This window comes from Ureibacillus thermosphaericus (genome assembly GCF_012396605.1).
GTDB classification, from domain to species: domain Bacteria; phylum Bacillota; class Bacilli; order Bacillales_A; family Planococcaceae; genus Ureibacillus; species Ureibacillus thermosphaericus.
On record NZ_JAAXPW010000004.1, the window covers coordinates 73,758 to 98,448 of the forward strand.

General features: G+C 37.3%; 25 protein-coding genes. 24 read left to right on the forward strand and 1 reads right to left on the reverse strand.

The window, feature by feature from the left end:
- Nucleotides 1-12 precede the first annotated feature (12 nt).
- The 21 genes from HF990_RS03150 (at nucleotide 13) to ylqF (ending at nucleotide 21,073) form a co-directional block, all read left to right on the forward strand.
- Nucleotides 13-1,656: a DAK2 domain-containing protein gene (locus tag HF990_RS03150; protein WP_168411966.1), complete on the forward strand. Its 1,644-nt coding sequence runs from the start codon at nucleotides 13-15 to the stop codon at nucleotides 1,654-1,656.
- 137 nt (nucleotides 1,657-1,793) lie between these two features.
- Nucleotides 1,794-2,456, forward strand: coding sequence for an L-serine ammonia-lyase, iron-sulfur-dependent subunit beta (gene sdaAB, locus HF990_RS03155; protein WP_016837455.1), 663 nt, complete (start codon nucleotides 1,794-1,796; stop codon nucleotides 2,454-2,456).
- 13 nt (nucleotides 2,457-2,469) lie between these two features.
- Nucleotides 2,470-3,348 (forward strand): L-serine ammonia-lyase, iron-sulfur-dependent, subunit alpha, encoded by an 879-nt coding sequence (gene sdaAA / locus HF990_RS03160; protein WP_168411967.1) that lies wholly within the window; start codon nucleotides 2,470-2,472, stop codon nucleotides 3,346-3,348.
- Between the two features lie 7 nt (nucleotides 3,349-3,355).
- The gene (gene recG, locus HF990_RS03165; protein ID WP_210730742.1) at nucleotides 3,356-5,404 is read left to right on the forward strand and encodes an ATP-dependent DNA helicase RecG; all 2,049 of its coding nucleotides are present in this window, start codon (nucleotides 3,356-3,358) and stop codon (nucleotides 5,402-5,404) included.
- A 188-nt stretch (nucleotides 5,405-5,592) separates the two neighbouring features.
- Entirely contained in the window at nucleotides 5,593-6,171 is a 579-nt protein-coding gene (gene fapR, locus HF990_RS03170; RefSeq protein WP_026018997.1) for a transcription factor FapR, read from the forward strand.
- On the forward strand, nucleotides 6,168-7,166 hold the full coding sequence (plsX, locus tag HF990_RS03175) for a phosphate acyltransferase PlsX (RefSeq protein ID WP_016837451.1): 999 nt from the start codon (nucleotides 6,168-6,170) through the stop codon (nucleotides 7,164-7,166). The genes fapR and plsX overlap by 4 nt, the downstream gene beginning before the upstream one ends.
- Before the next feature lie 12 nt (nucleotides 7,167-7,178).
- Entirely contained in the window at nucleotides 7,179-8,117 is a 939-nt protein-coding gene (fabD, locus tag HF990_RS03180) for an ACP S-malonyltransferase (RefSeq protein WP_016837450.1), read from the forward strand.
- A 4-nt stretch (nucleotides 8,118-8,121) separates the two neighbouring features.
- Nucleotides 8,122-8,868 (forward strand): 3-oxoacyl-[acyl-carrier-protein] reductase, encoded by a 747-nt coding sequence (gene fabG / locus HF990_RS03185; protein WP_016837449.1) that lies wholly within the window; start codon nucleotides 8,122-8,124, stop codon nucleotides 8,866-8,868.
- A gap of 111 nt (nucleotides 8,869-8,979) precedes the next feature.
- On the forward strand, nucleotides 8,980-9,216 hold the full coding sequence (locus HF990_RS03190) for an acyl carrier protein (RefSeq protein WP_016837448.1): 237 nt from the start codon (nucleotides 8,980-8,982) through the stop codon (nucleotides 9,214-9,216).
- A gap of 219 nt (nucleotides 9,217-9,435) precedes the next feature.
- The gene (rnc, locus tag HF990_RS03195; RefSeq protein WP_016837447.1) at nucleotides 9,436-10,197 is read left to right on the forward strand and encodes a ribonuclease III; all 762 of its coding nucleotides are present in this window, start codon (nucleotides 9,436-9,438) and stop codon (nucleotides 10,195-10,197) included.
- Nucleotide 10,198: 1 nt separating this feature from the next.
- The gene (smc, locus tag HF990_RS03200) at nucleotides 10,199-13,771 is read left to right on the forward strand and encodes a chromosome segregation protein SMC (protein WP_168411968.1); all 3,573 of its coding nucleotides are present in this window, start codon (nucleotides 10,199-10,201) and stop codon (nucleotides 13,769-13,771) included.
- Nucleotide 13,772: 1 nt separating this feature from the next.
- Nucleotides 13,773-15,014 carry a signal recognition particle-docking protein FtsY gene (gene ftsY / locus HF990_RS03205; RefSeq protein ID WP_016837445.1) on the forward strand — a complete coding sequence of 414 codons (1,242 nt, stop codon included), beginning with the start codon at nucleotides 13,773-13,775 and terminating at the stop codon, nucleotides 15,012-15,014.
- 178 nt (nucleotides 15,015-15,192) lie between these two features.
- On the forward strand, nucleotides 15,193-15,525 hold the full coding sequence (locus HF990_RS03210; protein WP_016837444.1) for a putative DNA-binding protein: 333 nt from the start codon (nucleotides 15,193-15,195) through the stop codon (nucleotides 15,523-15,525).
- A 12-nt stretch (nucleotides 15,526-15,537) separates the two neighbouring features.
- Nucleotides 15,538-16,899 (forward strand): signal recognition particle protein, encoded by a 1,362-nt coding sequence (gene ffh, locus HF990_RS03215; protein ID WP_016837443.1) that lies wholly within the window; start codon nucleotides 15,538-15,540, stop codon nucleotides 16,897-16,899.
- A 102-nt stretch (nucleotides 16,900-17,001) separates the two neighbouring features.
- The gene (gene rpsP / locus HF990_RS03220; protein ID WP_016837442.1) at nucleotides 17,002-17,280 is read left to right on the forward strand and encodes a 30S ribosomal protein S16; all 279 of its coding nucleotides are present in this window, start codon (nucleotides 17,002-17,004) and stop codon (nucleotides 17,278-17,280) included.
- Nucleotides 17,281-17,306: 26 nt separating this feature from the next.
- Nucleotides 17,307-17,537 carry a KH domain-containing protein gene (locus tag HF990_RS03225; protein WP_016837441.1) on the forward strand — a complete coding sequence of 77 codons (231 nt, stop codon included), beginning with the start codon at nucleotides 17,307-17,309 and terminating at the stop codon, nucleotides 17,535-17,537.
- 140 nt (nucleotides 17,538-17,677) lie between these two features.
- Entirely contained in the window at nucleotides 17,678-18,199 is a 522-nt protein-coding gene (rimM, locus tag HF990_RS03230; RefSeq protein WP_016837440.1) for a ribosome maturation factor RimM, read from the forward strand.
- Nucleotides 18,196-18,933, forward strand: a complete 738-nt coding sequence (gene trmD / locus HF990_RS03235; protein WP_016837439.1) for a tRNA (guanosine(37)-N1)-methyltransferase TrmD — start codon at nucleotides 18,196-18,198, stop codon at nucleotides 18,931-18,933. The genes rimM and trmD overlap by 4 nt, the downstream gene beginning before the upstream one ends.
- Before the next feature lie 194 nt (nucleotides 18,934-19,127).
- On the forward strand, nucleotides 19,128-19,472 hold the full coding sequence (rplS, locus tag HF990_RS03240; protein WP_016837438.1) for a 50S ribosomal protein L19: 345 nt from the start codon (nucleotides 19,128-19,130) through the stop codon (nucleotides 19,470-19,472).
- A gap of 107 nt (nucleotides 19,473-19,579) precedes the next feature.
- Complete coding sequence (lepB, locus tag HF990_RS03245; RefSeq protein ID WP_016837437.1) at nucleotides 19,580-20,143, forward strand: signal peptidase I; 564 nt, start codon at nucleotides 19,580-19,582, stop codon at nucleotides 20,141-20,143.
- A 54-nt stretch (nucleotides 20,144-20,197) separates the two neighbouring features.
- Nucleotides 20,198-21,073 carry a ribosome biogenesis GTPase YlqF gene (gene ylqF, locus HF990_RS03250; RefSeq protein WP_016837436.1) on the forward strand — a complete coding sequence of 292 codons (876 nt, stop codon included), beginning with the start codon at nucleotides 20,198-20,200 and terminating at the stop codon, nucleotides 21,071-21,073.
- Nucleotides 21,074-21,125: 52 nt separating this feature from the next.
- Here the strand turns inward: ylqF and HF990_RS03255 are convergent, their stop codons facing one another.
- On the reverse strand, nucleotides 21,126-21,611 hold the full coding sequence (locus HF990_RS03255; protein ID WP_016837435.1) for a PCYCGC motif-containing (lipo)protein: 486 nt from the start codon (nucleotides 21,609-21,611) through the stop codon (nucleotides 21,126-21,128).
- 148 nt (nucleotides 21,612-21,759) lie between these two features.
- Between HF990_RS03255 and HF990_RS03260 the strand changes: the two genes are divergently transcribed.
- From HF990_RS03260 to HF990_RS03270, 3 genes are read left to right on the forward strand one after another with little or no spacing between them, the layout of a single operon-like run.
- Nucleotides 21,760-22,539, forward strand: coding sequence for a ribonuclease HII (locus HF990_RS03260; RefSeq protein WP_016837434.1), 780 nt, complete (start codon nucleotides 21,760-21,762; stop codon nucleotides 22,537-22,539).
- Nucleotides 22,536-24,392, forward strand: a complete 1,857-nt coding sequence (locus tag HF990_RS03265) for a hypothetical protein (RefSeq protein WP_168411969.1) — start codon at nucleotides 22,536-22,538, stop codon at nucleotides 24,390-24,392. The genes HF990_RS03260 and HF990_RS03265 overlap by 4 nt, the downstream gene beginning before the upstream one ends.
- Nucleotides 24,389-24,664 (forward strand): EscU/YscU/HrcU family type III secretion system export apparatus switch protein, encoded by a 276-nt coding sequence (locus HF990_RS03270; protein ID WP_016837431.1) that lies wholly within the window; start codon nucleotides 24,389-24,391, stop codon nucleotides 24,662-24,664. Before HF990_RS03265 ends, HF990_RS03270 begins: the two co-directional genes overlap by 4 nt.
- The last annotated feature ends 27 nt before the right edge of the window (nucleotides 24,665-24,691 follow it).

Consider the following 24,691-nt stretch of genomic DNA (forward strand, 5'->3'; position numbering starts at 1 on the left):
GATATTAATCGAATGAAGTTATTAGATGGAACAAAATTTGCAGAGATGGTTCAGATGGGATCGCACCATCTAACTCAAAATGCAGATTTTGTAGATTCATTAAACGTATTCCCAGTACCAGATGGAGATACGGGAACTAATATGAATTTATCAATGATATCCGGGGCAAAAGAAACGGAAGCAAACGCCCAAAAACATATCGGTAAAACTGCCCAAAGCTTATCAAAAGGTTTATTGATGGGGGCACGAGGAAACTCAGGGGTAATCTTATCCCAACTATTCCGTGGCTTTGGAAAATATTTAGAAAAAGAAAGTGAAATTAACGCGAAACAATTTGCTCAAGCTTTTCAAGCGGGAGTAGACACTGCCTATAAAGCGGTTATGAAGCCTGTGGAAGGGACAATTTTAACAGTTGCTCGTGAAGCAGCGGCAAAAGCGGTTGAAGTAGCAGAAAATGAACAAGATATCATTAAAGTGATGGAAGCGCTTGTAGAAGAAGCTAAAAATTCATTAAAACGTACACCAGAATTGCTCCCTGTACTGAAAGAAGTTGGTGTAGTTGATAGTGGCGGACAAGGTCTTGTTATTATTTATGAAGGCTTTTTAGCATCATTAAAAGGGGAAGCGCTACCAGAAAAAACGAAAGTCGATAATCTTGAAGAATTAGTAAATGCTGAACATCATCGAGCTCAAGAGTTTATGAGCACTGAAGATATCGTATATGGCTATTGTACGGAGATTATGGTTCGTTTTGAGCCAGGAAAAGAACCGTTTGATGAAGGGAAATTCCGTGAAGACTTGAGTAATCTCGGAGATTCTTTACTTGTTGTTTCAGACAACGAAATAGCGAAAGTACATATTCACACTGAAACTCCTGGAGTTGTTCTGAACGAAGGGCAAAAATATGGAAGCCTCATAAAAATAAAAGTTGATAATATGCGCGAACAACATTCAGCGATCGTGAATTCCGAGAAAGATGAAAAACAAACGGTAGAAAAACATCCATATGCTGTTGTGACTGTTGCAATGGGTGAGGGGATTAGCAACTTGCTTCGTAGTATTGGAGCCTCTTATGTCATTGAAGGCGGTCAAACGATGAATCCGTCTACAGAAGATATCGTGAAAGCGGTAAAAGAAATAGGTGCGGAAAAAGTATTAATTTTACCAAACAACAAAAATATTGTGATGGCTGCTGAACAGGCGGTTGAATTATTAGATATTGAAGCGGCAGTTGTGCCGACAAAAACAATTCCTCAAGGTATGGCAGCAATCCTTGCATTCAATCCGGAAGCCTCTGTTGAAGAAAATAAAGAAGCGATGACAGAAGCGATTGCAGGAGTAAAGACGGGTCAAATTACCTTTGCTGTTAGAGATACGACGATTGACGGAGTAGAAATCCATAAAGATGATTACATGGCACTTGCTGACGGAAAAATTGTTGCTTCAACTTCCGATATGTTAGATGCTACTTACAATTTATTGTCTCATCTAATTGATGATGACACAGAAATTGTAACGATGATTTATGGTGAAGATGCAACTGAAGAACAAGTCAATGCAGTCGTTCAGTTCATTGAGGATCGATTCTCACATGTAGAATTGGATATTATCGATGGAAAACAAACATTATATCCGTTTATCTTCTCAGTAGAATAAAAAAGCGTCTCTTCTAGGGACGTTTTTTATTTTATATAGAGTTTCTAATAAGTGGCAGGTGAAAAAAATATTATTGTTTTGATAGAAACTGATAGTTCATGTTACACTTAATTCAAACTTAACAAATAGGTGATGTTATGAAATTTACCTCTGTTTTTGATATTATCGGTCCCATCATGGTAGGACCTTCTTCCTCTCATACAGCAGGAGCTGTTCGGATAGGGAAAGTGGCAAGGGATTTGTTTGGAAAAAAACCAACGTGGGCAAAAATCCATTTATATGGTTCTTTTGCAGAAACTTACCGCGGTCATGGGACAGATGTTGCCATTGTAGGTGGATTATTAAATTTTGACACTTTCGATACTAGAATTATTGATTCCTTTAAGCATGCAAAAGAAGAAAATTTACAATTTGAATTTATTCCAGAAACAGCAAACAAAGAACATCCTAATACAGCAAGAATAGTATTGGGTGATGAAGAATCGGAATTGTCGATTGAAGCGATTTCGATTGGCGGTGGAAAAATTGAAATTAGTGAAGTAAATGGATTTAAATTGCGTTTAACTGGCGGGATGCCTACTATTTTAGTCGTTCACAATGACCGGGCAGGGTGTATTGCGAATGTAGCCAACATTTTAGCCATGCATGATGTGAATATCGGGCATATGGAAGTGTCTCGAATCGACCGCGGTTCTACAGCATTAATGGTCATTGAAGTTGACCAAAATGTAGATGAAAAAATACTAACTCAAATTTCTTTAATCCCTAATATTACGAAAGTTTCGAAAATCAATACTTAAAAGAGGAGATGCTATGGATTTACTATTTCGAAATGTCAGAGAATTAATTGAGCTTTGTGAAAATGAAAATAAAAGCATTTCTGAAGTGATGATTGAACAAGAAATATTAATGACGAATCGCTCTAGAGAAGAAATTATTGAGCAGATGGATAAAAATTTAACTGTGATGGAACAAGCAGTTGAACGAGGATTAAAAGGTGTAAAATCAGTCACTGGTTTGACTGGTGGTGATAGTGTTTTATTGCAAAAGTACATTGAAAAAGGAAACACTCTATCAGGGGAATTGATGTTAGATGCGGTAAGTAAGGCGATGGCAACAAATGAAGTGAATGCAGCTATGGGAATCATTTGTGCAACACCTACTGCTGGTTCCGCCGGAGTAGTGCCTGGCACTCTTTTTGCTGTAAAGAATAAGCTTAATCCTACTCGTGAACAAATGATTCGTTATTTATTTACTGCAGGTGCTTTCGGGTTCGTGGTAGCAAATAACGCAAGCATTTCTGGTGCAGCTGGAGGTTGCCAAGCGGAGGTAGGTTCAGCCGCAGGAATGGCCGCTGCTGCCATTGTAGAAATGGCTGGAGGAACTCCAAAACAAAGTGCAGAAGCTTTCGCCATTACGTTAAAAAATATGCTAGGTCTAGTTTGTGACCCGGTCGCTGGATTGGTGGAAGTTCCTTGTGTAAAACGTAATGCAATCGGTGCTAACAACGCTCTTATTGCTGCGGACATGGCGCTTGCTGGAATCGAAAGTAGGATTCCTTGTGATGAAGTAATTGGTGCTATGTTTAGAATTGGGCAAACAATGCATCCAAACTTGAAAGAAACTGGTAGAGGAGGACTTGCTGCTACACCGACTGGAAAAGCAATTGCTGCAAAAATATTTGGAGCGTGAAGATATATTGGGACAAATCGAATTAGAACCCGTTACCAATATTAAAGGCGTAGGAACAGAAACCGCTGAATTATTAAATGAATTAGGGATTTATCATATACATGATCTAATCATGTATTTTCCATATCGGTATGAGGACTTTCGATTAAAGGATTTAGCAGAAACGCCTCATAACGAACAAGTAACAATAGAAGCAAGAGTAGAAGGCATGCCTGTCGTCTTTTTTACCGGACGGAAAAAGTCAAGACTTCAAGTAAGCGTTTTCTCTGGTAGGCATATTGTTAAAGTGGTTTTCTTTAACCAACATTATTTAAAAGAACGGTTAACTCCAGGTACCATTATTACTGTTTCAGGGAAATGGGATAGAGGACGGCAAACGATAACTGCATCGTCAGTCAAATTTGGAGCGAAGGAGATTAACCAAGATTTTGAACCGGTTTATCGTTTAAAAGGCAATCTGCATCAAAATAAATTTCGGAAGTTTATGCGGCAAGCACTCGATCTTGCAAAAGGACAGATGGCTGAAAAGCTGCCAAATAAAATAAGACAACAATATCAATTGTTATCTATCGAAGAAGCATTAGAGGGCATTCATTTTCCGAAAGATGCTAATCATTTGAAGCAGGCTCGCAGGCGTTTTGTTTACGAGGAACTTCTTATGTTTCAACTGCGCATTCAAGCATTGCGTAAGTCGAGAAAAGAGCATGAAAAAGGAATTGTTATTCAGTATGATTTAGAAAAACTTAAGAAATTTATTCAACAAATTCCTTTTGAATTGACAAATGCCCAAAAACGAGTCGTCAATGAAATTTGCAAAGATTTAAAATCACCATTTCGCATGAATAGGCTTCTGCAGGGGGATGTTGGTTCAGGGAAAACGATTGTTGCTGCAATAACCTTGTATGCTTGCGTTACAGCAGGTTTCCAAGGTGCTTTAATGGCACCTACGGAAATATTAGCAGAACAACATTATGCTTCTCTGGAAAGTTTATTCCAACCGATGGGTGTAAAAATTGCACTGCTAACGGGCTCTACAAAAGCAAAAGACCGAAAAATCATTTTAGAACAGTTGGAGAATGGGGAAATCCAAGTCATTATTGGAACACATGCCCTAATTCAACCTGATGTCACGTTCAATCGTCTAGGGTTTGTCATAACCGATGAACAACATCGCTTTGGAGTGGAACAAAGGAGAATCTTGAGGGAAAAAGGGATGCACCCAGACGTGCTATTTATGACAGCAACACCTATTCCGCGTACATTAGCTATTACGGCATTTGGAGAAATGGATATTTCCGTCATTGATGAAATGCCTTCTGGACGCAAGCAAATTGAGACGCACTGGATGAAAAAAGAACAGTTGAATGCAAGCCTTGTGAAAATGGAGATGGAATTGAAAAAAGGTCGCCAAGCATACGTTATATGTCCATTAATTGAAGAATCAGAGAAGATAGATGTCCAAAATGCGGTAGAGGTATATGAACAGTTAAGAAGAATATTCCACGGACGCTACAAAGTAGGGCTCATGCACGGTCGGCTTCATCCCGATGAAAAAGATCAAGTGATGCGAGATTTTAAAGAAGGGAACATACATGTGCTCGTTTCTACGACAGTTGTGGAAGTAGGAGTGAACGTGCCGAATGCAAGTTTCATGCTAATTTATGATGCGGATCGTTTTGGGCTTGCACAGCTCCATCAGCTGCGTGGTCGAGTTGGACGTGGGAACTATCAATCTTACTGTGTGTTGCTAGCAAATCCAAAAACCGATGAAGGAATTGAACGAATGAGGAGTATGACAGAAACGAATGATGGTTTCCGGTTAGCTGAAAAAGATTTAGAATTACGTGGCCCTGGAGACTTCTTCGGTAAAAAACAAAGCGGCTTACCGGAATTTAAAATAGCTGACTTAGTGCATGATTATCGAGTATTGGAAGTTGCTCGAAATGATGCTGTAAAGCTTATTAATGATGAGCGTTTTTGGAAAGAGGATGAGTATAGGCTTCTGCGGGAAATGTTAGAACAATCCGGTGCATTAAATGGAGAGAGAATGGATTGATGTACTCAATTAATAGAAAGCAAGAACAAAACATAAATTAAAGAGAGGATTTAGGAAGTATTTTTATTGAGCATTGAAAGAACTCAATAATTGAACGTAACAATTCGTTGTTGCGTTCTTTTTTATGGAAATGTATACTGGTATTAGTACCAAGTGCTAAAACAGAAGAAAGTAGGTGGCGAATGTTGATAAAAAAATCGAAAAAAGAACGGCAGCAATTACTTTTAGAAACGATTGAGGAAAATCCATTCGTCACGGATGAACAACTTGCTACAAAATTTGGTGTGAGCGTTCAAACGATTCGCCTCGATCGGATGGAATTATCAATTCCGGAACTAAGAGAACGAATAAAAGATGTTGCGGAAAGAAATTTAGAAAATGAAGTAAAGTCATTACCTATTAACGAAGTAATCGGTGAAATTATTGATATCGAGTTAGATAAGAGAGCCATATCCATTTTTGATGTAAAAGAAGAACATGTTTTCCAAAGAAATGGAATCGCCCGTGGACATCATTTATTTGCCCAAGCCAACTCCCTATGTGTTGCAGTGATTAATGATGAACTTGCATTAACAGTTCGGTCAAATGTTGTATTTATTAAACCTGTTCGTGCAGGAGACCGAGTAGTAACGAAAGCGATTGTCCGAGAAACTAACACTGAAAAAAATCGAACGTATATCGATGTTATTTCGACGGTAAACAACGAAACCGTGTTCAAAGGCGAATTTGAAATGTATCGCACGAAAGGTGAAGGTGAACAAAAATGAAAATTGCAATTGACGGTATGGGCGGAGATCATGCACCTCAGAAAATTGTGGAAGGTGTCAACGAAGCTTTAAAAGATTTTACAAACATAGAAATACAACTATTTGGAAGAAAAGAAGAATTAGAAAAATACATTATACAAAATGACCGTCTAGAAATCATTCACTGTGAAGAAGTCATTACTGGAGAAGATGATCCTGTCCGTTCCGTTCGACGAAAAAAGGATTCATCGATGACACGCATGTTGGAAGCTGTAAGTGAAGGGAAAGTAGACGCATGTATTTCTGCTGGTAATACAGGTGCATATATGTCCGGCGGATTATTCAAAGTGGGGCGAATAGAAGGGGTATCAAGGCCTGCTCTCGCAACAATCCTCCCAACAGTCGATGGTAAAGGGTTTTTAATGCTAGATTTAGGTGCAAATGCAGACGCAAAACCTGAAAATCTTTTTCAATATGCGGTGATGGGTAATATTTATGCTCAAAAAGTTCAAGGAATAGCTCGCCCTCGAATTGGGTTGTTGAATATTGGAACTGAAGAAAATAAAGGGAATGAACTGACAAAAGCAGTTTATGGCATGTTGCAGCAAGGAGATTTCAACTTTGTCGGTAATGTGGAAGCACGCGACTTGCTTGAAGGGGTTGCAGATGTCGTTGTAACAGATGGCTTTACAGGCAATATGGTGTTAAAGTCCATTGAAGGTACAGCAGGAACATTAATGAAAATGTTAAAAGACGTATTCATGGCTTCTACTAAAACAAAGCTTGGTGCATTACTCGTAAAAAATGAATTAAAAGGATTAAAAAATAAACTAGACTACTCCGAACATGGCGGAGCATTGCTTTTCGGGTTGCAGGCTCCTGTCGTGAAAGCTCATGGATCATCCGATGCGAGAGCGATTTATAATACAATACGCCAAGCTGCTATGATGGTTGAAAATGATATCGTCAACGTCATGAAGCAAGCAATACTAGAAAGTCAGAAAGAAAATGAGTAAAGGAGACGACAAATGTCAAAAATAGCATTTATTTTTCCAGGACAAGGCTCTCAAAAAGTAGGAATGGGTGCAGAGTTTGTAGCCAATGATGAAGCGAGCAAAGCTTTTTATGATCAAGCGGATCAAGCTTTAAATATTAAACTATCAACATTAATGTTAGAGGGACCACAAGAAGAACTAACGTTAACTTACCATGCTCAACCTGCGCTGCTTACAACAGGAGTGATGATTGCATCCAAATTAATGGAAGCTGGTATTACTCCTGACTATACAGCAGGACATTCATTAGGAGAGTATGGATCTTTCGTTATTGCAGGATCGTTATCTTTTGAAGAGGCTGTCAAAATCGTTCATAAACGAGGTCTTTACATGAATGAAGCGGTGCCAGCTGGTCAAGGTGCTATGGCTGCGATTTTAGGAATGGATGAAGAGCCTTTAAAAGAAGTATGTGCTGAAATCACTAATAACGGTGATTTAGTACAACTTGCTAACTTAAACTGCCCTGGCCAAATTGTCATTTCAGGTACAAAAGCAGGTGTAGAAAAAGCATCTCAATTGGCGAAAGAAAAAGGTGCGAAAAGAGCCATCCCACTTGATGTAAGTGGACCATTCCACTCTGAATTGATGAAAGATGCGGCAATAAAATTAGAAAAGGAAATCGAGCAAGTAGAAATTTCACAACCAAATATTCCGATTATTAGTAATGTACATGCAGGAATATTGGAAGATGTGGAATCCATCAAGAAAGAAATGGTGGAACAAGTTTATAGCCCTGTACAATGGGAACGTGATGTTCGCAAGATGTTGGAATGTGGTGTTACAACATTTATCGAATGTGGACCAGGTAAAGTATTATCAGGATTAGTCAAAAAAATCGATCGCTCAGTAAAAACATATTGTGTATATGATATAGCAACGTTTGAAGAAGTTGTAAAGGAATTGAAGGGGTGAAAACATGGGAAAGTTAGATGGTAAAACGGCAGTTGTAACGGGAGCTTCAAGAGGAATCGGACGTGCCATTGCATTGGAACTGGCAAAAGAGGGTGCCAATATAGTCGTGAACTACAGCGGCAGTAAAGAAAAAGCAGATGAAGTGGTAGAAGAAATTTTAAAAATTGGTAAAAAAGCTATTGCAGTTCAAGCTAATGTTGCAGATAATGAATCAGTACAAAACTTAATGAAAACAGCATTAGATGAATTTGGCTCAATTGATATTCTCGTAAACAATGCAGGCATTACTCGAGATAATTTATTGATGCGTATGAAGGAAGAAGAATGGGATGAAGTTATTCAAACGAACTTAAAAGGCGTATTCCTATGCACAAAAGCTGTAACTCGCCAAATGATGAAACAACGTTCTGGTCGCATTATCAACATTGCTTCAGTCGTTGGCGTGACGGGGAACGCTGGACAAGCCAATTACACAGCAGCAAAAGCAGGTGTTATTGGATTGACGAAAACGACTTCAAGAGAGTTGGCATCACGAAATATTTTAGTGAATGCTGTAGCTCCAGGATTTATTACGACAGAAATGACAGACGCTCTTCCGGAAGATATTAAAAACTCTATGCTTTCACAAATTCCATTAGCCAAACTTGGTAAGCCAGAACATGTAGCAAAAGCAGTTGTATTTTTGGCTTCAGACGATGCTGAATATATTACTGGACAAGTTCTTCATGTGGATGGCGGCATCGCAATGTAATCAAAAATTGTGGGCTACTAACTATAAATAATGTTGATTAACCATCCTTTCATGAAAGACTCTTTGAACAGGAAACACTTTTATGTATACTATTGAAGGGAGGTGACCTAAATGAGCACAGTATTAGAACGTGTAACAAAAGTAATCGTTGACCGTCTTGGTGTTGACGAAAGCGAAGTAAAAGAAGAAGCATCTTTCCGTGAAGATTTAGGTGCTGATTCATTAGACGTTGTAGAATTAGTAATGGAACTTGAAGATGAATTCGATATGGAAATCTCTGATGAAGATGCAGAAAAAATCGTTACTGTTGGCGATGCAATCAAGTATATCGAAAGTAAATTAAACTAATTTATAAGAGGCACATCCCGCACAACGTGGCTGATGGGTGCCTCTTTTCATTGCTTAAATTCATTAAAAGAAAAATGAAAAGTGAATTTGGGTTATAATAAAAACAATGTATTTATTCGATGTGAAGATATGTGGATAAATCTTTTATCCTTATATCTTTACTGTTTCGAATAACAACGATATATTTACGAGAGAAATGAATAGGAAGGCAGATTGTTCATGACGATAAAAAGAAAAGGTACTCAACAAAAAAATGGAGTGTTTCCCGAAAAAATTAAACAGCAATTTGAAGAATTACAAGAAGAATTAAATATCACGTTCAATAACAAGAATTTACTCTACCAAGCTTTTACCCATTCATCCTATGTGAATGAGCATCGCAAAAAATTATTTGCTGATAATGAACGATTAGAATTTTTAGGTGATGCAGTTCTTGAACTATCAGTATCTAAATTTTTATTTGATCGTTACCCGCATATGAGTGAAGGAGAATTGACGAAGCTTCGAGCTTCCATCGTTTGTGAGCCATCCCTTGTGATATTCGCAAACGAATTGAATTTCGGAAAATATGTACTTTTAGGTAAAGGTGAAGAATTGACTGGTGGAAGAGAGAGACCAGCCTTGCTTGCCGACGTATTTGAATCCTTTATTGGTGCCCTTTATTTAGATCAAGGTTTAGATTCTGTTGTTCAGTTTTTACAAAGAGTCGTGTTCCCTAAAGTTGAAGTCGGTGCTTTTTCGCATGTGATGGATTTTAAAAGCCAATTGCAAGAATTGGTGCAGCAATCAAATACTGGAGTATTACATTATGAAATTATTGACGAAAGAGGGCCTGCCCACAATCGGACATTCGTTTCCCGCGTATTGCTAAACGACAAAGAACTTGGAATTGGACGCGGAAAATCGAAAAAAGAGGCTGAACAGCAAGCTGCACAAAATGCAATGGTTGCGCTAAATCAGTCCTTGCATAAGGAGGAATAATATGTTCCTTAAACGACTTGAAGTAGTAGGTTTTAAATCATTCGCGGATCGCATCGGTATCGATTTTGTTCCAGGGGTAACTGCAGTTGTAGGCCCTAATGGTAGTGGAAAGAGCAATGTAACCGATGCGATTCGTTGGGTCTTAGGGGAACAGTCGGCAAAAAGCTTGCGCGGTTCGAAAATGGAAGATGTTATATTTGCTGGAAGCGCATCTCGAAAACCTTTGAACTTTGCTGAAGTTACGTTGATTTTAAACAATGAAGATGAAGAAGTGGGTATTCCCTATTCTGAAATTAGCGTAACTCGACGAGTATATCGTTCGGGTGAAAGCGAATATCTATTGAATAATCAGCAATGTCGCCTGAAAGATATTACGGATTTGTTTATGGATTCAGGATTAGGGAAAGAAGCCTTTTCTATTATCTCTCAAGGCCGAGTTGATGAAATTTTAAATAGTAAACCGGATGATCGCCGAACAATATTTGAAGAAGCAGCTGGAATATTAAAATATAAACTGCGCAAAAAAAAGGCAGAGCAAAAATTATTGGAAACCGATGACAACTTACATCGAGTGTTAGACATTTTACATGAATTGGATAGCCGTTTAGAGCCATTAAAAATCCAGAGTTCTGCAGCAAAAGACTACCTTCACATGACAGAAGAATTGAAAGAATTGGATATGTCACTGATCGTTCATGATTTAAAAGAGCACCATCAAGAACTACTCATTGTCAAGGAAGAGCACGAACAACTGGAACAACAAGAGCAAAATCAAGCATCAGAAATAGCAAATTTACAAACAAAAATGGACGAACTCCGCACAAAAATCCATAACATTGATGAGACGATTGATGCTGCGCAAGAACGACTAGTTGAAGCGAGTGCTGAAGTGGAGCGTTGGGAAGGACGAAAAGCGTTAATGCAGGAAAAACGCTCCAATGCAGAAAAGCAGTTTCAACAATTACAACTTGCCTTAAAAGAAGCAAAAGAAGAAGAAATGGAACTAGCGAAAACTGAGGAAGAAAATAAAAAATTGTTTGATTTGAAAAAAAATGAAATTCAACAACTAAAAGCTGAAATTAAACAACTGGATGTTTCGTTAAATAGTTCTGTTTCTCAAATTGAACAACAAATCGAAGAATATAAAAATTTATATATTGATTTATTGAACGAAGAAGCAACTGCAAAGAATGAGTTAAAACATATTGAGCAGCAATTAGCCCAATATGAAGAAACAGAGGAGCGAATGAACGACCGCTCTGAAGAGATGTTAAAAAAATTAAAACAAGTTTCCAACTTGAAAAATGAACTCGCACAAAAGCTCGAATATATACGAAATAAAGTTAGTGACGTGTTGGAGCAATATGAACAATTACAACGACAACTAAACGCTGCCACTTCCTCATTTGAAGAAAAACAACGAATGCTGTATCAAGCATATCAACATCAGCAACAATTGAAGTCCAGAAAAGAAGCGATTGAGGAACTAGAATCAGACTTTTCTGGTTTCAATTTTGGAGTGAAGGAAATTTTACTTGCAAGAGAACGGGGAGAATTAAAAGGAATTGAAGGAGCCGTTCTAGAGCTGTTAAAAGTGGAAGGTAAGTATTCTAAAGCCATTGAAACCGCTTTAGGAGCAGCAACCCAACACATCGTCACAAATACAGAGCAAGATGCGCAAAAAGCGATCGGCTGGTTAAAAGCAAAAAAAGCTGGACGAGCTACTTTCTTGCCAAAAAACGTCATGAAATCTCGAAAACTATCTACTACACAAATTCAGGAAGCAATGAATCATCCAGCTTATATTCAACTTGCTCATGAATTAGTAGAATTTGATGAACATAACCGGAATATTGTGGAATACTTATTAGGAAATGTTCTTGTTGCTGAAAACTTAGAAGGAGCAAGTCAAATCGCGAGGTTATGTGGCTATAAATATCGTGTTGTTACATTAGATGGAGATATCGTAAATGCTGGCGGTTCATTAACTGGCGGTTCCGTCAAACAACAAAACTCTTTATTTACTAGAAAAGCGGAGTTAGAACAGTTAAAGAAAAATTTATCCCAAATTGAGCAATCCATTTATCAAGCGGAAAAAACGCTGGCAACAGAAAAGGAAACGTTAACAACCTTACGTGAACAAGTGGAATTGTTAAAGGTGCAAAGCGAACAATACCGCCAAGAGGAAATGGAGTTGCATTCGAAATATGTTGAATTAGAATTGGAAGAGAAAAACTTAAAAAATACTGTAAATCTCGCATCTTCTGAAAAATCGTCCGCATCTTCAAGAAGAGAGGCGTTACTTAAACAAAAAAGCCAAACAGAAGAACGACTAGCTGAACTGAATAAAGAATTGCAAAAAGTAAACGACAAAGTTGAGCAATTATCGAAAGCAAAAATTCAAAGCGAAACGGAAAAAGACTTGCTTCGTGAACAGTCAGCTGAAAAACGCTCAGAACTTGCGGTATTGCAAGAACAATTAAATCAACTTCAAATTCAAACGGCGGATATCGCTTTGAAGCGTTCGAAAGTTTTTCAACAAATGGAATCGATTTCTCGAGAAATTGAATGGATTCAAAATGAGCGAGACAATCATTTGACCGATGAAGAAATTGAACAAGCGATTTCTGAGTGGGCTGAAAAGCGTGATCAATATTCGTTCACAATTCAAGAAAATCGTCAATTGCGAATTGAGTACCAACAACAGCTCTCACAATTGGACGAACAGTTCAAGGAATTGCAAAGAATTCATAAAGGTTTTTTAGAACAATTACGTTCAATCGATGTAAAGAAAAGCCGTATCGAATTTGAAATTAATCGATTAACTAATCTATTAGAAGAAGAGTATGAAATTGATTTTGATGAAGCGAAAAATGAAGCTGTTGAACTGGACGATGTAGAGCAGATTCGCAAGAAAGTAAAATTGTTAAAACAGTCAATTGAAGAATTAGGGCCAGTTAATTTAACTGCTATTGAAGAGTATGAGCGGGTGTTAGAACGCCATACATTTTTAACGGAACAACGAAATGACTTAATTGAAGCGCAACAAACGCTTAACGAAACAATTAGAGAAATGGATGAAGAAATGGCGACTCGTTTTAAAGAGTCTTTTGAGAAAATTCAACTACAATTCCGCGAAGTTTTCCGTGAACTTTTCGGTGGCGGTCATGCAGATTTAATTTTATTAGATCCGAACAATTTACTAGAAACAGGAATAGAAATAGTAGCTCAACCTCCAGGGAAAAAATTGCAAAGCTTAAGCTTACTTTCTGGCGGTGAACGAGCATTAACTGCAATCGCCCTATTATTTGCCATTCTGAATTCGCGCCCAGTACCGTTTGTTATTTTAGACGAAGTGGAAGCGGCTCTTGATGAAGCAAATGTAGAGCGTTATAGTACCTATCTAAAAAAATTAAGCCGAGATACACAATTCATTGTGATTACCCATCGAAAAGGAACGATGGAAGGAGCCGATGTATTATACGGGATTACGATGCAAGAATCTGGTGTATCGAAGCTCGTTTCGGTTAAATTGGAAGATGAAGTAGTACTTGTTGGACAAAGGAGCGAATAATATGAGCTTTTTTAAACGTTTGAAGGAAAAATTAAGTGGAAAATCAGAAGAAAAATTACAGCAGGACACGGTTGAGGAAACGGCTGAACAAAACGAAGATGTTCAAAATGAAGCTGATGATGTGGGAGAAACATCAAAAGAAGTAATAGAAGAAAAAAATGAAACGATAGAAACTGAAGAAACTTTTTCTGATGACAGCGAAAAAGCGGAAGAAACTCTTGGTGACGACGTTGAAACGGTTCAACAAGAGGATGAAAAGGAAGAGGAGAAGAAGCCTTCCGCATGGTCGATCACTCAAAAATTTAAAATGGGTCTTGCAAAAACCCGTGATACGTTTACTTCTAAAGTGAACGATTTAATTGCACGTTATCGCAAGGTAGACGAAGAATTCTTTGAAGAATTAGAAGAAATATTATTGCAAGCGGATGTAGGTTTTGAAACAGTTATGGAATTAATGGACGAACTCCGCTTTGAAGTACAACGAAAAAATATAAAAGATACAGATGGCATTTATGAAATTATTTGTGAAAAATTAGTGGAAATTTATGAAAAGGGCGAGGAAGGCATTTCTGAACTTAATTTGCAACCAAATGGTGAGCTAACAGTTATTTTATTTGTGGGTGTAAATGGTGTAGGGAAAACAACGACAATTGGTAAACTTGCTCATCGTTTGAAAAATCAAGGAAAAAAAGTGATGCTTGCTGCTGGTGATACGTTCCGTGCTGGTGCCATAGAACAGCTTCAAGTTTGGGGCGATCGAGTTGGCTGCGAAGTAATTAAACAATCAGAAGGCTCAGATCCCGCTGCGGTAATTTATGATGCTATAAATGCTGCGAAAAAGCGCGGTGTTGATGTGTTGATTTGTGACACAGCTGGCCGTTTGCAAAATAAAGTGAACTTAATGAAGGAACTAGAAAAAGTGCATCGCGTTATTTCTCGTGAAATTCCAAACGCCCCACATGAAGTGTTGCTTGCGTTAGATGCGACAACGGGTCAAAATGCGTTAATTCAAGCTCAAACATTTAAAGAAGCGACAAATGTGACGGGGATTGTATTAACAAAATTGGATGGTACAGCAAAAGGTGGTATTGTCTTAGCAATTCGTAACAAATTAAATATTCCGGTTAAATTCGTTGGTTTAGGTGAAAAAATTGATGACCTACAACCATTTGATGCGGAACGATATGTATACGGATTATTTGCTGATTCATTAGACCAAGAATTGAAAAAAGCTGAACAATAAGAAGAGATATTTGAAAAGGAGCCTGACCAAAAATTTTTGGCCAGGCTCAAATACTTAATGGCGCTAGCAATAACATTTCCGATTCGTGTATATTATCAGTGTTAAAGGGAATTTACTTGACACTTATAAGTAAAACCGATATGATACAGTAGAAAAAATATGAATGGAGAGACATTCGATGTTACTTGAAAAAACGACGCGGATGAATTTTCTCTTCGATTTTTATCAAGCTTTGTTAACGGATAAACAGCGGGCATATATGGAACTATATTATTTAGATGATCTTTCCTTAGGTGAAATTGCAGAAAGCTACAAAGTTTCTCGACAAGCTGTATACGATAATATCCGTCGCACTGAAGCAATGCTTGAAGAATATGAAGAAAAACTAAAGTTATTTGAAAAGTTTCAAAAGCGTCAGCAAACGATTGAAAAGCTAGCCGCTGCAATCAAAGGCAATGCCTCTATTGAAGAACAATTAAAGTTAATAGATCAATTAAAAGAAACGGATTAGGAGGCGAAAAGTTTGGCATTTGAAGGATTATCAGAACGACTCCAAAGCACAATCCAAAAAATTAAAGGCAAGGGAAAAGTTACTGAAGCAGATGTAAAACAAATGATGCGGGAAGTGCGCCTTGCATTGATTGAAGCCGACGTAAATTTAAAAGTTGTAAAAGACTTTGTAAAAAAAGTAAGTGAAAGAGCAGTCGGCGTTGAAGTTATGAAAAGTTTAACACCTGGTCAACAAGTCATTAAGATTGTAAAAGATGAATTGACTGAGTTGATGGGTGGAGAACAGAGTCAAATTAAATTTAATACAAAGCCTCCAACAGTCATTATGATGGTAGGTTTGCAAGGTGCTGGTAAAACTACGACTTCCGGAAAACTTGCAAATGTTTTAAGGAAGAAATACAACCGTAAACCGCTTTTAGTTGCTGCCGATATATATCGTCCAGCAGCTATTAAACAATTAGAAACATTAGGAAAACAACTTTCGATTCCTGTGTTTTCTCTTGGTGCGGATGTTTCTCCTGTGAAAATTGCGGAAGAAGCAATCGAACATGCAAAAAAAGAACATTATGACGTGGTCATTATCGATACAGCTGGTCGATTACATATCGATGAAGAACTGATGGACGAATTAAAAAATATTCGGGCCATTAAAGAACCAGACGAAGTATTTTTAGTTGTTGATGCCATGACCGGACAAGATGCAGTTAATGTTGCTCAAAGTTTCAATGATGCAATTGGCATCTCAGGCGTCATCTTAACAAAATTAGATGGAGATACACGCGGTGGTGCTGCGTTATCGATTCGTGCTGTGACAGAAAAGCCAATAAAATTTGTTGGTATGGGTGAGAAGATGGACGCTTTAGAGCCTTTCCATCCAGAACGTATGGCTTCTCGTATACTAGGGATGGGCGACGTCCTATCGCTAATTGAAAAAGCACAGGCAAATGTGGATTTAGAAAAAGCGAAAGAATTGGAAGAAAAGTTTAAAACGCAAAGCTTTACTTTCGATGATTTTGTAGAACAAATTAAAGCTGTCCGAAAAATGGGACCGTTGGAAGACTTATTAAAAATGCTTCCAGGTGCCAATAAAATAAAAGGTTTAAATAATATTCAAATCGACGAAAAACAAATCGATCGCCTGGAGGCTATTATTTATTCCATGACGCCTGAAGAAAGAGAGCGTCCAGAAATCATCAATGCTAGCCGTAAAAAGAGAATCGCAAACGGTTCTGGTACGTCCATTCAGGATGTCAACCGATTATTAAAACAATTTGAAGATATGAAAAAAATGATGAAGCAAATGACGAGCATGGCACAAGGAAAAGGCAAGAAGAAAATGAAACTTCCTGGATTCGATTCATTATTTAAATTTTAATATAAAAGAAAAAATGAACTGTTAAGAAAAAACACTTTACAAACAAATCAAACACTGATATTATTCTATCTTGTGTGAAACTAATTCGGAGGTGCAATAAACATGGCAGTAAAAATTCGTTTAAAACGTATGGGAGCTAAAAAATCTCCTTTCTATCGTATCGTAGTTGCTGATTCTCGTTCTCCACGTGACGGACGTTCAATTGAAACAGTTGGTACTTACAATCCTCTAACTGTTCCAGCAACAATCAATATCGATGAAGAGAAAGCTCTTAAATGGTTAGCAAATGGTGCGAAACCATCTGATACAGTACGTAACTTGTTCTCACAACAAGGAATTATGGAAAAATTCCACAATTTAAAATTCAATAAAAATGCTTAATTGAAAAGTATCTAGGAGGTGTCCGCATGCAAAAGCTGATTGAAACAATTGTCAAACCACTAGTTGATTATCCCGAAGACGTTCGCGTTGAAAAAGATGAAAATGCTAGTCGCATTGTTTATAAACTTTTTGTCAATCCAGAGGATCGAGGAAAAGTGATTGGTAAACAAGGTCGTGTTGCGAAGGCGATTCGTACTATTGTTTATTCAGCTAGCGGTCACCAAAAGAAAAAAACTTACGTCGATATATTGGACTAATGCAAAAAGGGGCTACTTCAGCCCCTTTTTTATACATATAAAATCTTCCTAGGTTAATCAAACTATATCGTGTACCATGATGAACTGGTTGGAGAAAAGCCAGTTAATTAGAAAACTTCAATTTAAAGAGGTGTCGTTTGATGGAATGGTTAAATGTGGGTCGCATTGTCAATACACACGGCATTCGTGGAGAGGTGCGCGTCATTTCTTCCACAGATTTTGAAGATATTCGTTTCAAAAAAGGATCGCAACTTGCTATTTTTAAAAGTGATAATGCAGAACCAATCTGGGTGACAGTAGAAAATGCCCGGAGACATAAAAACTTTATTTTGTTAACATTTGAAGGATATTATAACATCAATCAAGTAGAACCATTTAAAAACAGTGTATTAAAAATTTCAAAAGACCAATTAAAAGAAGACGAATTAGGCGAAAACGAATATTATTATTTTGAAATCATTGGCTGCCAAGTTTATTCAGAAGAAGGAGAACTCTTAGGGGAAATCACAAATATTTTAGAAACTGGCGCTAACGATGTTTGGGAATTAAAAGACGGAAAAGGGAAAAAACATTATATCCCTTACATTGAAGATGTAGTTAAAGATATTGATGTTGACAATAAACGAATTACCATTCATGTGATGGAAGGATTATTATCATGAAAATACATGTGCTTACCTTATTTCCTGAAATGTTTGATGGTGTGTTCGGTTCATCCATCTTAAAAAAAGCCCAAGAAAAAGGAATCGTCGATATTCAAGTAACCAATATTCGTGATTACAGCGACAACAAACATAAACAGGTAGACGATTATCCTTATGGTGGGGGAGCTGGCATGGTGTTGAAGCCTGAGCCAGTGTTTCATGCGGTTGAATCGATTACTGAAGGCCGTAATCCTCGCGTTATTCTCATGTGTCCACAGGGAGAACGTTTCACTCAGTCGAAAGCGGAAGAATTGGCGGAAGAAGAGGAACTTGTTTTTATTTGTGGACATTACGAAGGATATGATGAACGTATTCGAGAGCATCTTGTAACCGATGAAATATCCATTGGGGATTTTGTATTGACTGGTGGAGAAATACCGGCAATGGCGATTATTGATTCGGTTGTTCGCTTAATTCCTGGAGTATTGGGACAAGAAGCTTCACATATTCATGATTCATTTTCTACAGGGCTGTTAGAACACCCGCATTACACAAGACCCCAAGAATTTAGAGGAATGAAAGTTCCAGATGTGCTATTGTCAGGAAATCATCAAAAAATTGAAGAATGGCGTATGGAACAATCAATCAAGCGCACTTTTGAGCGAAGACCTGACTTATTGAAAAATATTGAACTAACACCAAAACAACTGGAATATCTTGAAACTTTAAAAAGAAAAAATGAAAAATCATGAATATTTTATAAAAATAATCAATATGAATAAACAGTCCCTTTTAGTTGATTATTGATTCGTGATTAGAATTTTCCTTGCACGTTGATTTAAAGTATGATAATATTCAATCTGTGCTTCTATGAGAAGCTTTAATTACGGTGTTCCGCTGTAGTGAATAAGACTATATGAACATTCGGTATAAGGAGAGAATAAACATGTCAAATATTATTGCAGAAATTACAAAAGAACAACTTCGCACAGATCTTCCTGAATTCCGCCCTGGTGATACAGTTCGCGTACACGTTCGTATTCAAGAAGGTAACCGTGAACGTATCCAAGTATTCGAAGGCGTAGTAATTAAACGTCGCGGTGGTGGAATTAGCGAAACATTTACAGTGCGTAAAATTTCTTACGGTGTAGGGGTTGAACGTACTTTCCCTGTTCACACACCAAAAATTGCAAAATTAGAAGTTGTTCGTCGCGGTAAAGTGCGCCGTGCAAAACTTTACTACTTACGTAATTTACGTGGTAAAGCAGCACGTATTAAAGAAATTCGATAATCATTCTACTAAAGGGGGCTTTGTTTTAAAAAGCCTCCTTTCTTTTGCTTGTCATAAAGAATAAGAATGAAATAAAATGTAGATAGTAGATTTGGGGGAATGCTCTCGTGGAAAAAGTAAAAAAAGAAAAAAACGAGATTTGGGAATGGACAAAAGCGTTAATCATTGCTCTCCTCATTGCTGTAGTTATTCGTTACTTTTTATTTACTCCTATTGTGGTAGATGGAGAATCGATGATGCCAACGCTAAAAGATGGCGACAAGATGATCGTCAATAAAATCGGATATCGATTAGGTGAACCAAAGCGGTTTGACATTGTTGTATTCCATGCACCAGAAGGCAAAGACTATATCAAAAGAGTTATTGGATTGCCTGGTGAACATATTGAATATAAAGATGACCAGTTGTATATTAACGGTGAACCCATCGATGAACCATATTTAGATGAATATAAATCACAACTCTCAGAAGGTCAATTAACGCAAGATTTTACCCTCCAAGATATTGATCCAAGCCTTGACGTAATTCCGGAAGGTTATGTATTTGTAATGGGGGATAACCGACGATTCAGCAAGGATAGCCGCCACATCGGAGTCGTCAGTGAAGATGAAATCATTGGCAGTACAAGCGTAGTCTTTTGGCCTTTAAGTGAAATAAAAATTGTGAAATAAAAAAGAGGAGTAGATGAACACTCCTTTTCTTTTTTGACTGAAGGAGGAATAATAATGACAATTCAATGGTTTCCAGGGCATATGGCAAAAGCAAAACGACAAGTTCAAGAACATTTAAAACTTGTTGATATTGTCTTTGAATTAGTTGATGCCCGATTGCCATTATCTTCAAGAAATCCAATGATTGATGAAGTCATTAACCAAAAACCTCGATTGATATTATTAAATAAAGCAGACATGGCTGATGAAACAGAGACGAAAAAATGGGTTGAATATTTTTCAAATAAAGGATTAACGGCAATCGCCATCAACTCCTTTGAAGGGAAAGGACTAAACCAGGTCACAAAAGCTGCTCAACAAATATTAGCAGAAAAATGGGCTCGCATGAAAGCAAAAGGGATGAAACCCCGCGCCATTCGAGCGATGATTGTAGGGATTCCGAACGTAGGAAAATCAACTTTAATCAATCGTCTAGCCAAAAAAAACATAGCCAAGACTGGTAATACTCCGGGGGTCACGAAAGCCCAGCAATGGGTTAAAGTTGGAAAAGAATTAGAATTATTAGATACGCCAGGAATTTTATGGCCAAAATTCGAAGATAAAGAGGTAGGTTTAAAACTGGCTTTAACGGGAGCAATTAAAGATACAATCCTCAATATGGAAGATTTAGCAACTTATGCGTTGAATTTTTTATCTACCCATTATCCTGAGCGAATGAATGAACGCTATGGTATTAGTTCAGTAGATGAAGATATCGTAAAGACTTATGACCATATCGGAAAATTGCGCAATGTATTAGGTCCTGGTGGTACAATTGACTATGATAAAGTATCAGAATTGATTGTACGCGATATTCGCAATTTAGAATTAGGGAAATTAACTTTTGATTTTGTTGATGAAGAATTAAAAAAAGAACTTGTTCACAATTAGATGAAAAAACCATCCAAAAGTCCCATCGAGAAACTTTATGGATGGTTTAATTTTATGCAGGCATTTCAGTCGGAGTTGGTTTCGAAAAGCCCTCTTGATATTTTTCATCAATATATTTTCGAATTTCTTTAATGGATTTTCCATCATTTGAGAGCTTTGCAGATTCAACTGCAATTTCCATACAAACGAGACAGCGAGTTCCATGGTCATCCCACAGAACTTGTTCGTCGCGAATTTCAGCAACGAAGCAATTTAAACTGCTTCGGTGGCCAGCTGATTCTCCACAACCGCAATAACAAGGAATCCATTGCAACACATCGGCATGTTCGAATGCGATTTTGTATACAGTCGTTATGTTTTCATGTTTTTCTTGTAAAAAAGAAGGTAATTCATTAATAGAGGTTAGTTCTTGTAAATCTCCCGACAATGGATTGTGATGAATATGGCTTGTATCACTGTGAACTTCTTGTTGAGTTGTTTCGCCTTTGCAAGCGCTCAGTATAAAAAGAAGAGAGAGCAATATGTATATTTTTTTCATTTCTTTTCCTCCACAGTATATTCCCCCTCATTATAGAATGAATTTATGATAAAGTACAGCATGAGTGGAATCATGGAATCACTCTAGTCAATCTTATAAGAAATCTATTTAAGCCGATATAAAATAAAAATATTAGGAGAAAGCAAGTATGAAAACAATTAAGGAAATAACAGAAGCATTAAAAAGTGCGTCTACATATGAGCCATGGATGAAGGAACTTGAATATGACGAAAGAGCGGGAGTAAAAAAAGCTTTTTTACAGTTTAAAAAGAGATTAGAAAATCAGGAGAAAATGCTTGAACAATTTCGTCAAAAGCAAGCATTTGATGCAAGTTTTCTTCCCTTTGAAGATGCCTATTTAGCTGGAATAGATGAGGCGGGAAGAGGTCCTCTAGCTGGACCAGTTGTCACTTGCGCAGTCATTTTACCAAAAGATTGTCCAGAACTTGTTGGAGTGAATGATTCAAAACAACTATCCAAAAAGAAACGCGCAGAATTTGCTGAGTTAATTAAAAAGCATGCTCTTGATTATTCAATACATTTTCAGAGCGCGGAAATCATTGATGAGATGAATATTTTAGAAGCAACAAAACAATCGATGAAAATGTGTGTTGAAAGTTTAAAAATACGCCCAGATTTTTGCATTGTAGATGCAGTTACAGTCCCGATTGATATACCTCAAAAAAATATAATAAAAGGCGATGCGAAAAGTCTTGCGATTGGAGCGGCATCGATATTAGCTAAACACGAACGGGATTTATATATGGAAAAGTTACATAAAGAATATCCTCAATACGGATTTGATCAGCATGCTGGTTATGGCACAAAGCAACATTTAGAAGCAATTGAACAATTTGGGCCAACCATTCATCATCGCAAATCATTTGAACCAATTAAAACAATGCTAGAGAAGAAGGTGATGATATGACAATTCCTTCCTTTCAACCGATTCAACAACAACAAGTGTCCGCACAAATAAATCCTCTTGTGTTGAAACAAGGACAAGTATTCCATGGAAAGATTAAACAATTATATCCAAATCAAATGGCGGAAATCCAAATTGGCGAGCATCGTCTCATAGCAAAACTGGAAACGCCTATAAAAGTGGGAGATTCGCATTTTTTCCAAGTGATGAGCACTTCCCCCCAGACGGAGTTAAAAGTGGTTACAGGGCCAATGACGAAGGAATTTGTAAATGTGCAACAATTGATTGAAACATTGCATTTGCCGAAGTCTCCTGAAATGCAGCAACTGTTGACGCATTTCATCAAACATCAGCTTCCTATTGTTAAAGAACAATTATTGCAATCGGAAATATGGTTGAAAAATTTACCTGACGGAGTAACAAAGCAAGAAGCATTACAAACATTGCAAAAGATGATGGAATTGAAAATTCCTTTTTCGGAAGTAACATTTAAGGCGCTACTACTCGGTTCGAAAACAAGTGGCATTTCCAATAACCTTGAACAACTTACCCAATTATTGCAACAAAATCACTTAATTTCACCTCAAATAAAAGAAAATTTACTAAATGCGTTGCAGTCCATTGCCAAACCTTTCGAAGCAGAAACAGCGGGAACGATGATTGCACGCTCTGTGCAAATTCTTCTACAAAGTGATGGACAAGAAACAAAGCAACTTGAAGCGTTAAATATTTTAAAAGAAGCAAATATTTTACCAAAAGATGCAACACTTAATAATTGGTTGAACACCGCAACGCTCTCTTCTCGCAATGAAACAGCAGGATTCTTTGTCAGACAGTTGCAATCAAGTTCAACTGTTTCAATTGCTCATACAATTCAACAGATTACCCATTGGATTAAAGGGGAAGTAACGCTTACAGAACAACAGAAAAATACCATTCTTGAATTGCTCAAATCCTTCGAAAACACTAATCATGTTGAACAATTGGCTAAACAACTCCATGTCCAATTGTTAAAAGCCTTTTCAGAACAAGCAGTAAATCGATTATTTTTTAACGAAGATGGAGTTTCGCCGAAGGAGCATTTATTGTCACTACTAAAACAGGAAATGAGTATAAAAAGCGATATGGAATTTATTCAAATGGCAAAAGCTTTTCAAGCATCTAAAGAGCCATCTACACAAGTTATGATGGCGGAATCTCAAGCAATTTTGGAGTCATCGTTGAACAGTCAAGGGATACAAAAAGCTATTCAACACATATTAATAAGGCTTGGTTTAAGTTATGAAGCTGCACTGAACAAAGGAGAGGATATTACAAACCTCATCCAATCTATAAAGCCCCAATTATTGTCCCTTATTCAAGATGAGAACGCATCTACAGAATTGAAGAATAGTGCTGAGATGGTATTAGCCCGATTAAATGGAATGCAACTGCTTTCTGGAGAAACAGGTCATCAACATCAAATAATTATGCAACTTCCATTGCAATTTTTAGGAAAGCACGTAGATGCGACCATTCAATGGAATGGAAGAATGAAAAAAGATGGAAAAATTGATTCCAACTATGCTCGGATTTTATTTTATCTAAATATGGAAGTATTAAAAGAAACCGTGATTGATATGCAGGTGCAGAACCGAATTGTTTCGATTTATGTGTACAATGAACTGGAAGGGTTAGATGTACTAGCTGAGCCGTTAAAAAAAGCTTTAAAAGTGGGCCTAGAAGAAAAAAACTATCATTTATCCGGCGTAATGATTAAACCTTATAAAAAAACTTTGCAAAAAAATCTTGAGAAAAATATTGAAAAATTGAATGACAGAGGGGCAGTACAAAGGGGAGTGGATATTCGCGTATGAATTCGGAAAAAAGAAAAGAAGCAGTTGCCCTTATGTATAATCCTGATGAAAATAGTCCAAAAGTGATTGCGAAAGGTAAAGGGAAAATTGCAGAAAATATCCTGCAAAAAGCGCAAGAATTCGATGTACCTATATATGAAGATCCCAGCCTAGTAGAATTGCTGGGACAACTCGATTTAAACGAGTCGATACCACAGGACTTATATGAAGCAGTGGCAGAAGTATTTGCTTTTATTTATCGATTAGATCGAAAAGTTTCTTCACATTCTTAACATGACTATTGTAGTATTGTAAAAGCA

Bases quoted from the DNA above. Each gene is read 5' to 3' on its own strand.
- smc (WP_168411968.1), top strand. From the start codon at position 10,199: ATGTTCCTTAAACGACTTGAAGTAGTAGGTTTTAAATCATTCGCGGAT.
- HF990_RS03190 (WP_016837448.1), top strand. From the start codon at position 8,980: ATGAGCACAGTATTAGAACGTGTAACAAAAGTAATCGTTGACCGTCTT.
- trmD (WP_016837439.1), top strand. From the start codon at position 18,196: ATGAAAATACATGTGCTTACCTTATTTCCTGAAATGTTTGATGGTGTG.
- rimM (WP_016837440.1), top strand. From the start codon at position 17,678: ATGGAATGGTTAAATGTGGGTCGCATTGTCAATACACACGGCATTCGT.
- HF990_RS03265 (WP_168411969.1), top strand. From the start codon at position 22,536: ATGACAATTCCTTCCTTTCAACCGATTCAACAACAACAAGTGTCCGCA.
- rplS (WP_016837438.1), top strand. From the start codon at position 19,128: ATGTCAAATATTATTGCAGAAATTACAAAAGAACAACTTCGCACAGAT.
- HF990_RS03260 (WP_016837434.1), top strand. From the start codon at position 21,760: ATGAAAACAATTAAGGAAATAACAGAAGCATTAAAAAGTGCGTCTACA.
- rpsP (WP_016837442.1), top strand. From the start codon at position 17,002: ATGGCAGTAAAAATTCGTTTAAAACGTATGGGAGCTAAAAAATCTCCT.
- HF990_RS03210 (WP_016837444.1), top strand. From the start codon at position 15,193: ATGTTACTTGAAAAAACGACGCGGATGAATTTTCTCTTCGATTTTTAT.
- HF990_RS03270 (WP_016837431.1), top strand. From the start codon at position 24,389: ATGAATTCGGAAAAAAGAAAAGAAGCAGTTGCCCTTATGTATAATCCT.
- fabG (WP_016837449.1), top strand. From the start codon at position 8,122: ATGGGAAAGTTAGATGGTAAAACGGCAGTTGTAACGGGAGCTTCAAGA.
- ylqF (WP_016837436.1), top strand. From the start codon at position 20,198: ATGACAATTCAATGGTTTCCAGGGCATATGGCAAAAGCAAAACGACAA.
- HF990_RS03255 (WP_016837435.1), bottom strand. From the start codon at position 21,611: ATGAAAAAAATATACATATTGCTCTCTCTTCTTTTTATACTGAGCGCT.
- rnc (WP_016837447.1), top strand. From the start codon at position 9,436: ATGACGATAAAAAGAAAAGGTACTCAACAAAAAAATGGAGTGTTTCCC.
- sdaAB (WP_016837455.1), top strand. From the start codon at position 1,794: ATGAAATTTACCTCTGTTTTTGATATTATCGGTCCCATCATGGTAGGA.
- fabD (WP_016837450.1), top strand. From the start codon at position 7,179: ATGTCAAAAATAGCATTTATTTTTCCAGGACAAGGCTCTCAAAAAGTA.
- sdaAA (WP_168411967.1), top strand. From the start codon at position 2,470: ATGGATTTACTATTTCGAAATGTCAGAGAATTAATTGAGCTTTGTGAA.
- ftsY (WP_016837445.1), top strand. From the start codon at position 13,773: ATGAGCTTTTTTAAACGTTTGAAGGAAAAATTAAGTGGAAAATCAGAA.
- plsX (WP_016837451.1), top strand. From the start codon at position 6,168: ATGAAAATTGCAATTGACGGTATGGGCGGAGATCATGCACCTCAGAAA.
- HF990_RS03225 (WP_016837441.1), top strand. From the start codon at position 17,307: ATGCAAAAGCTGATTGAAACAATTGTCAAACCACTAGTTGATTATCCC.
- HF990_RS03150 (WP_168411966.1), top strand. From the start codon at position 13: ATGAAGTTATTAGATGGAACAAAATTTGCAGAGATGGTTCAGATGGGA.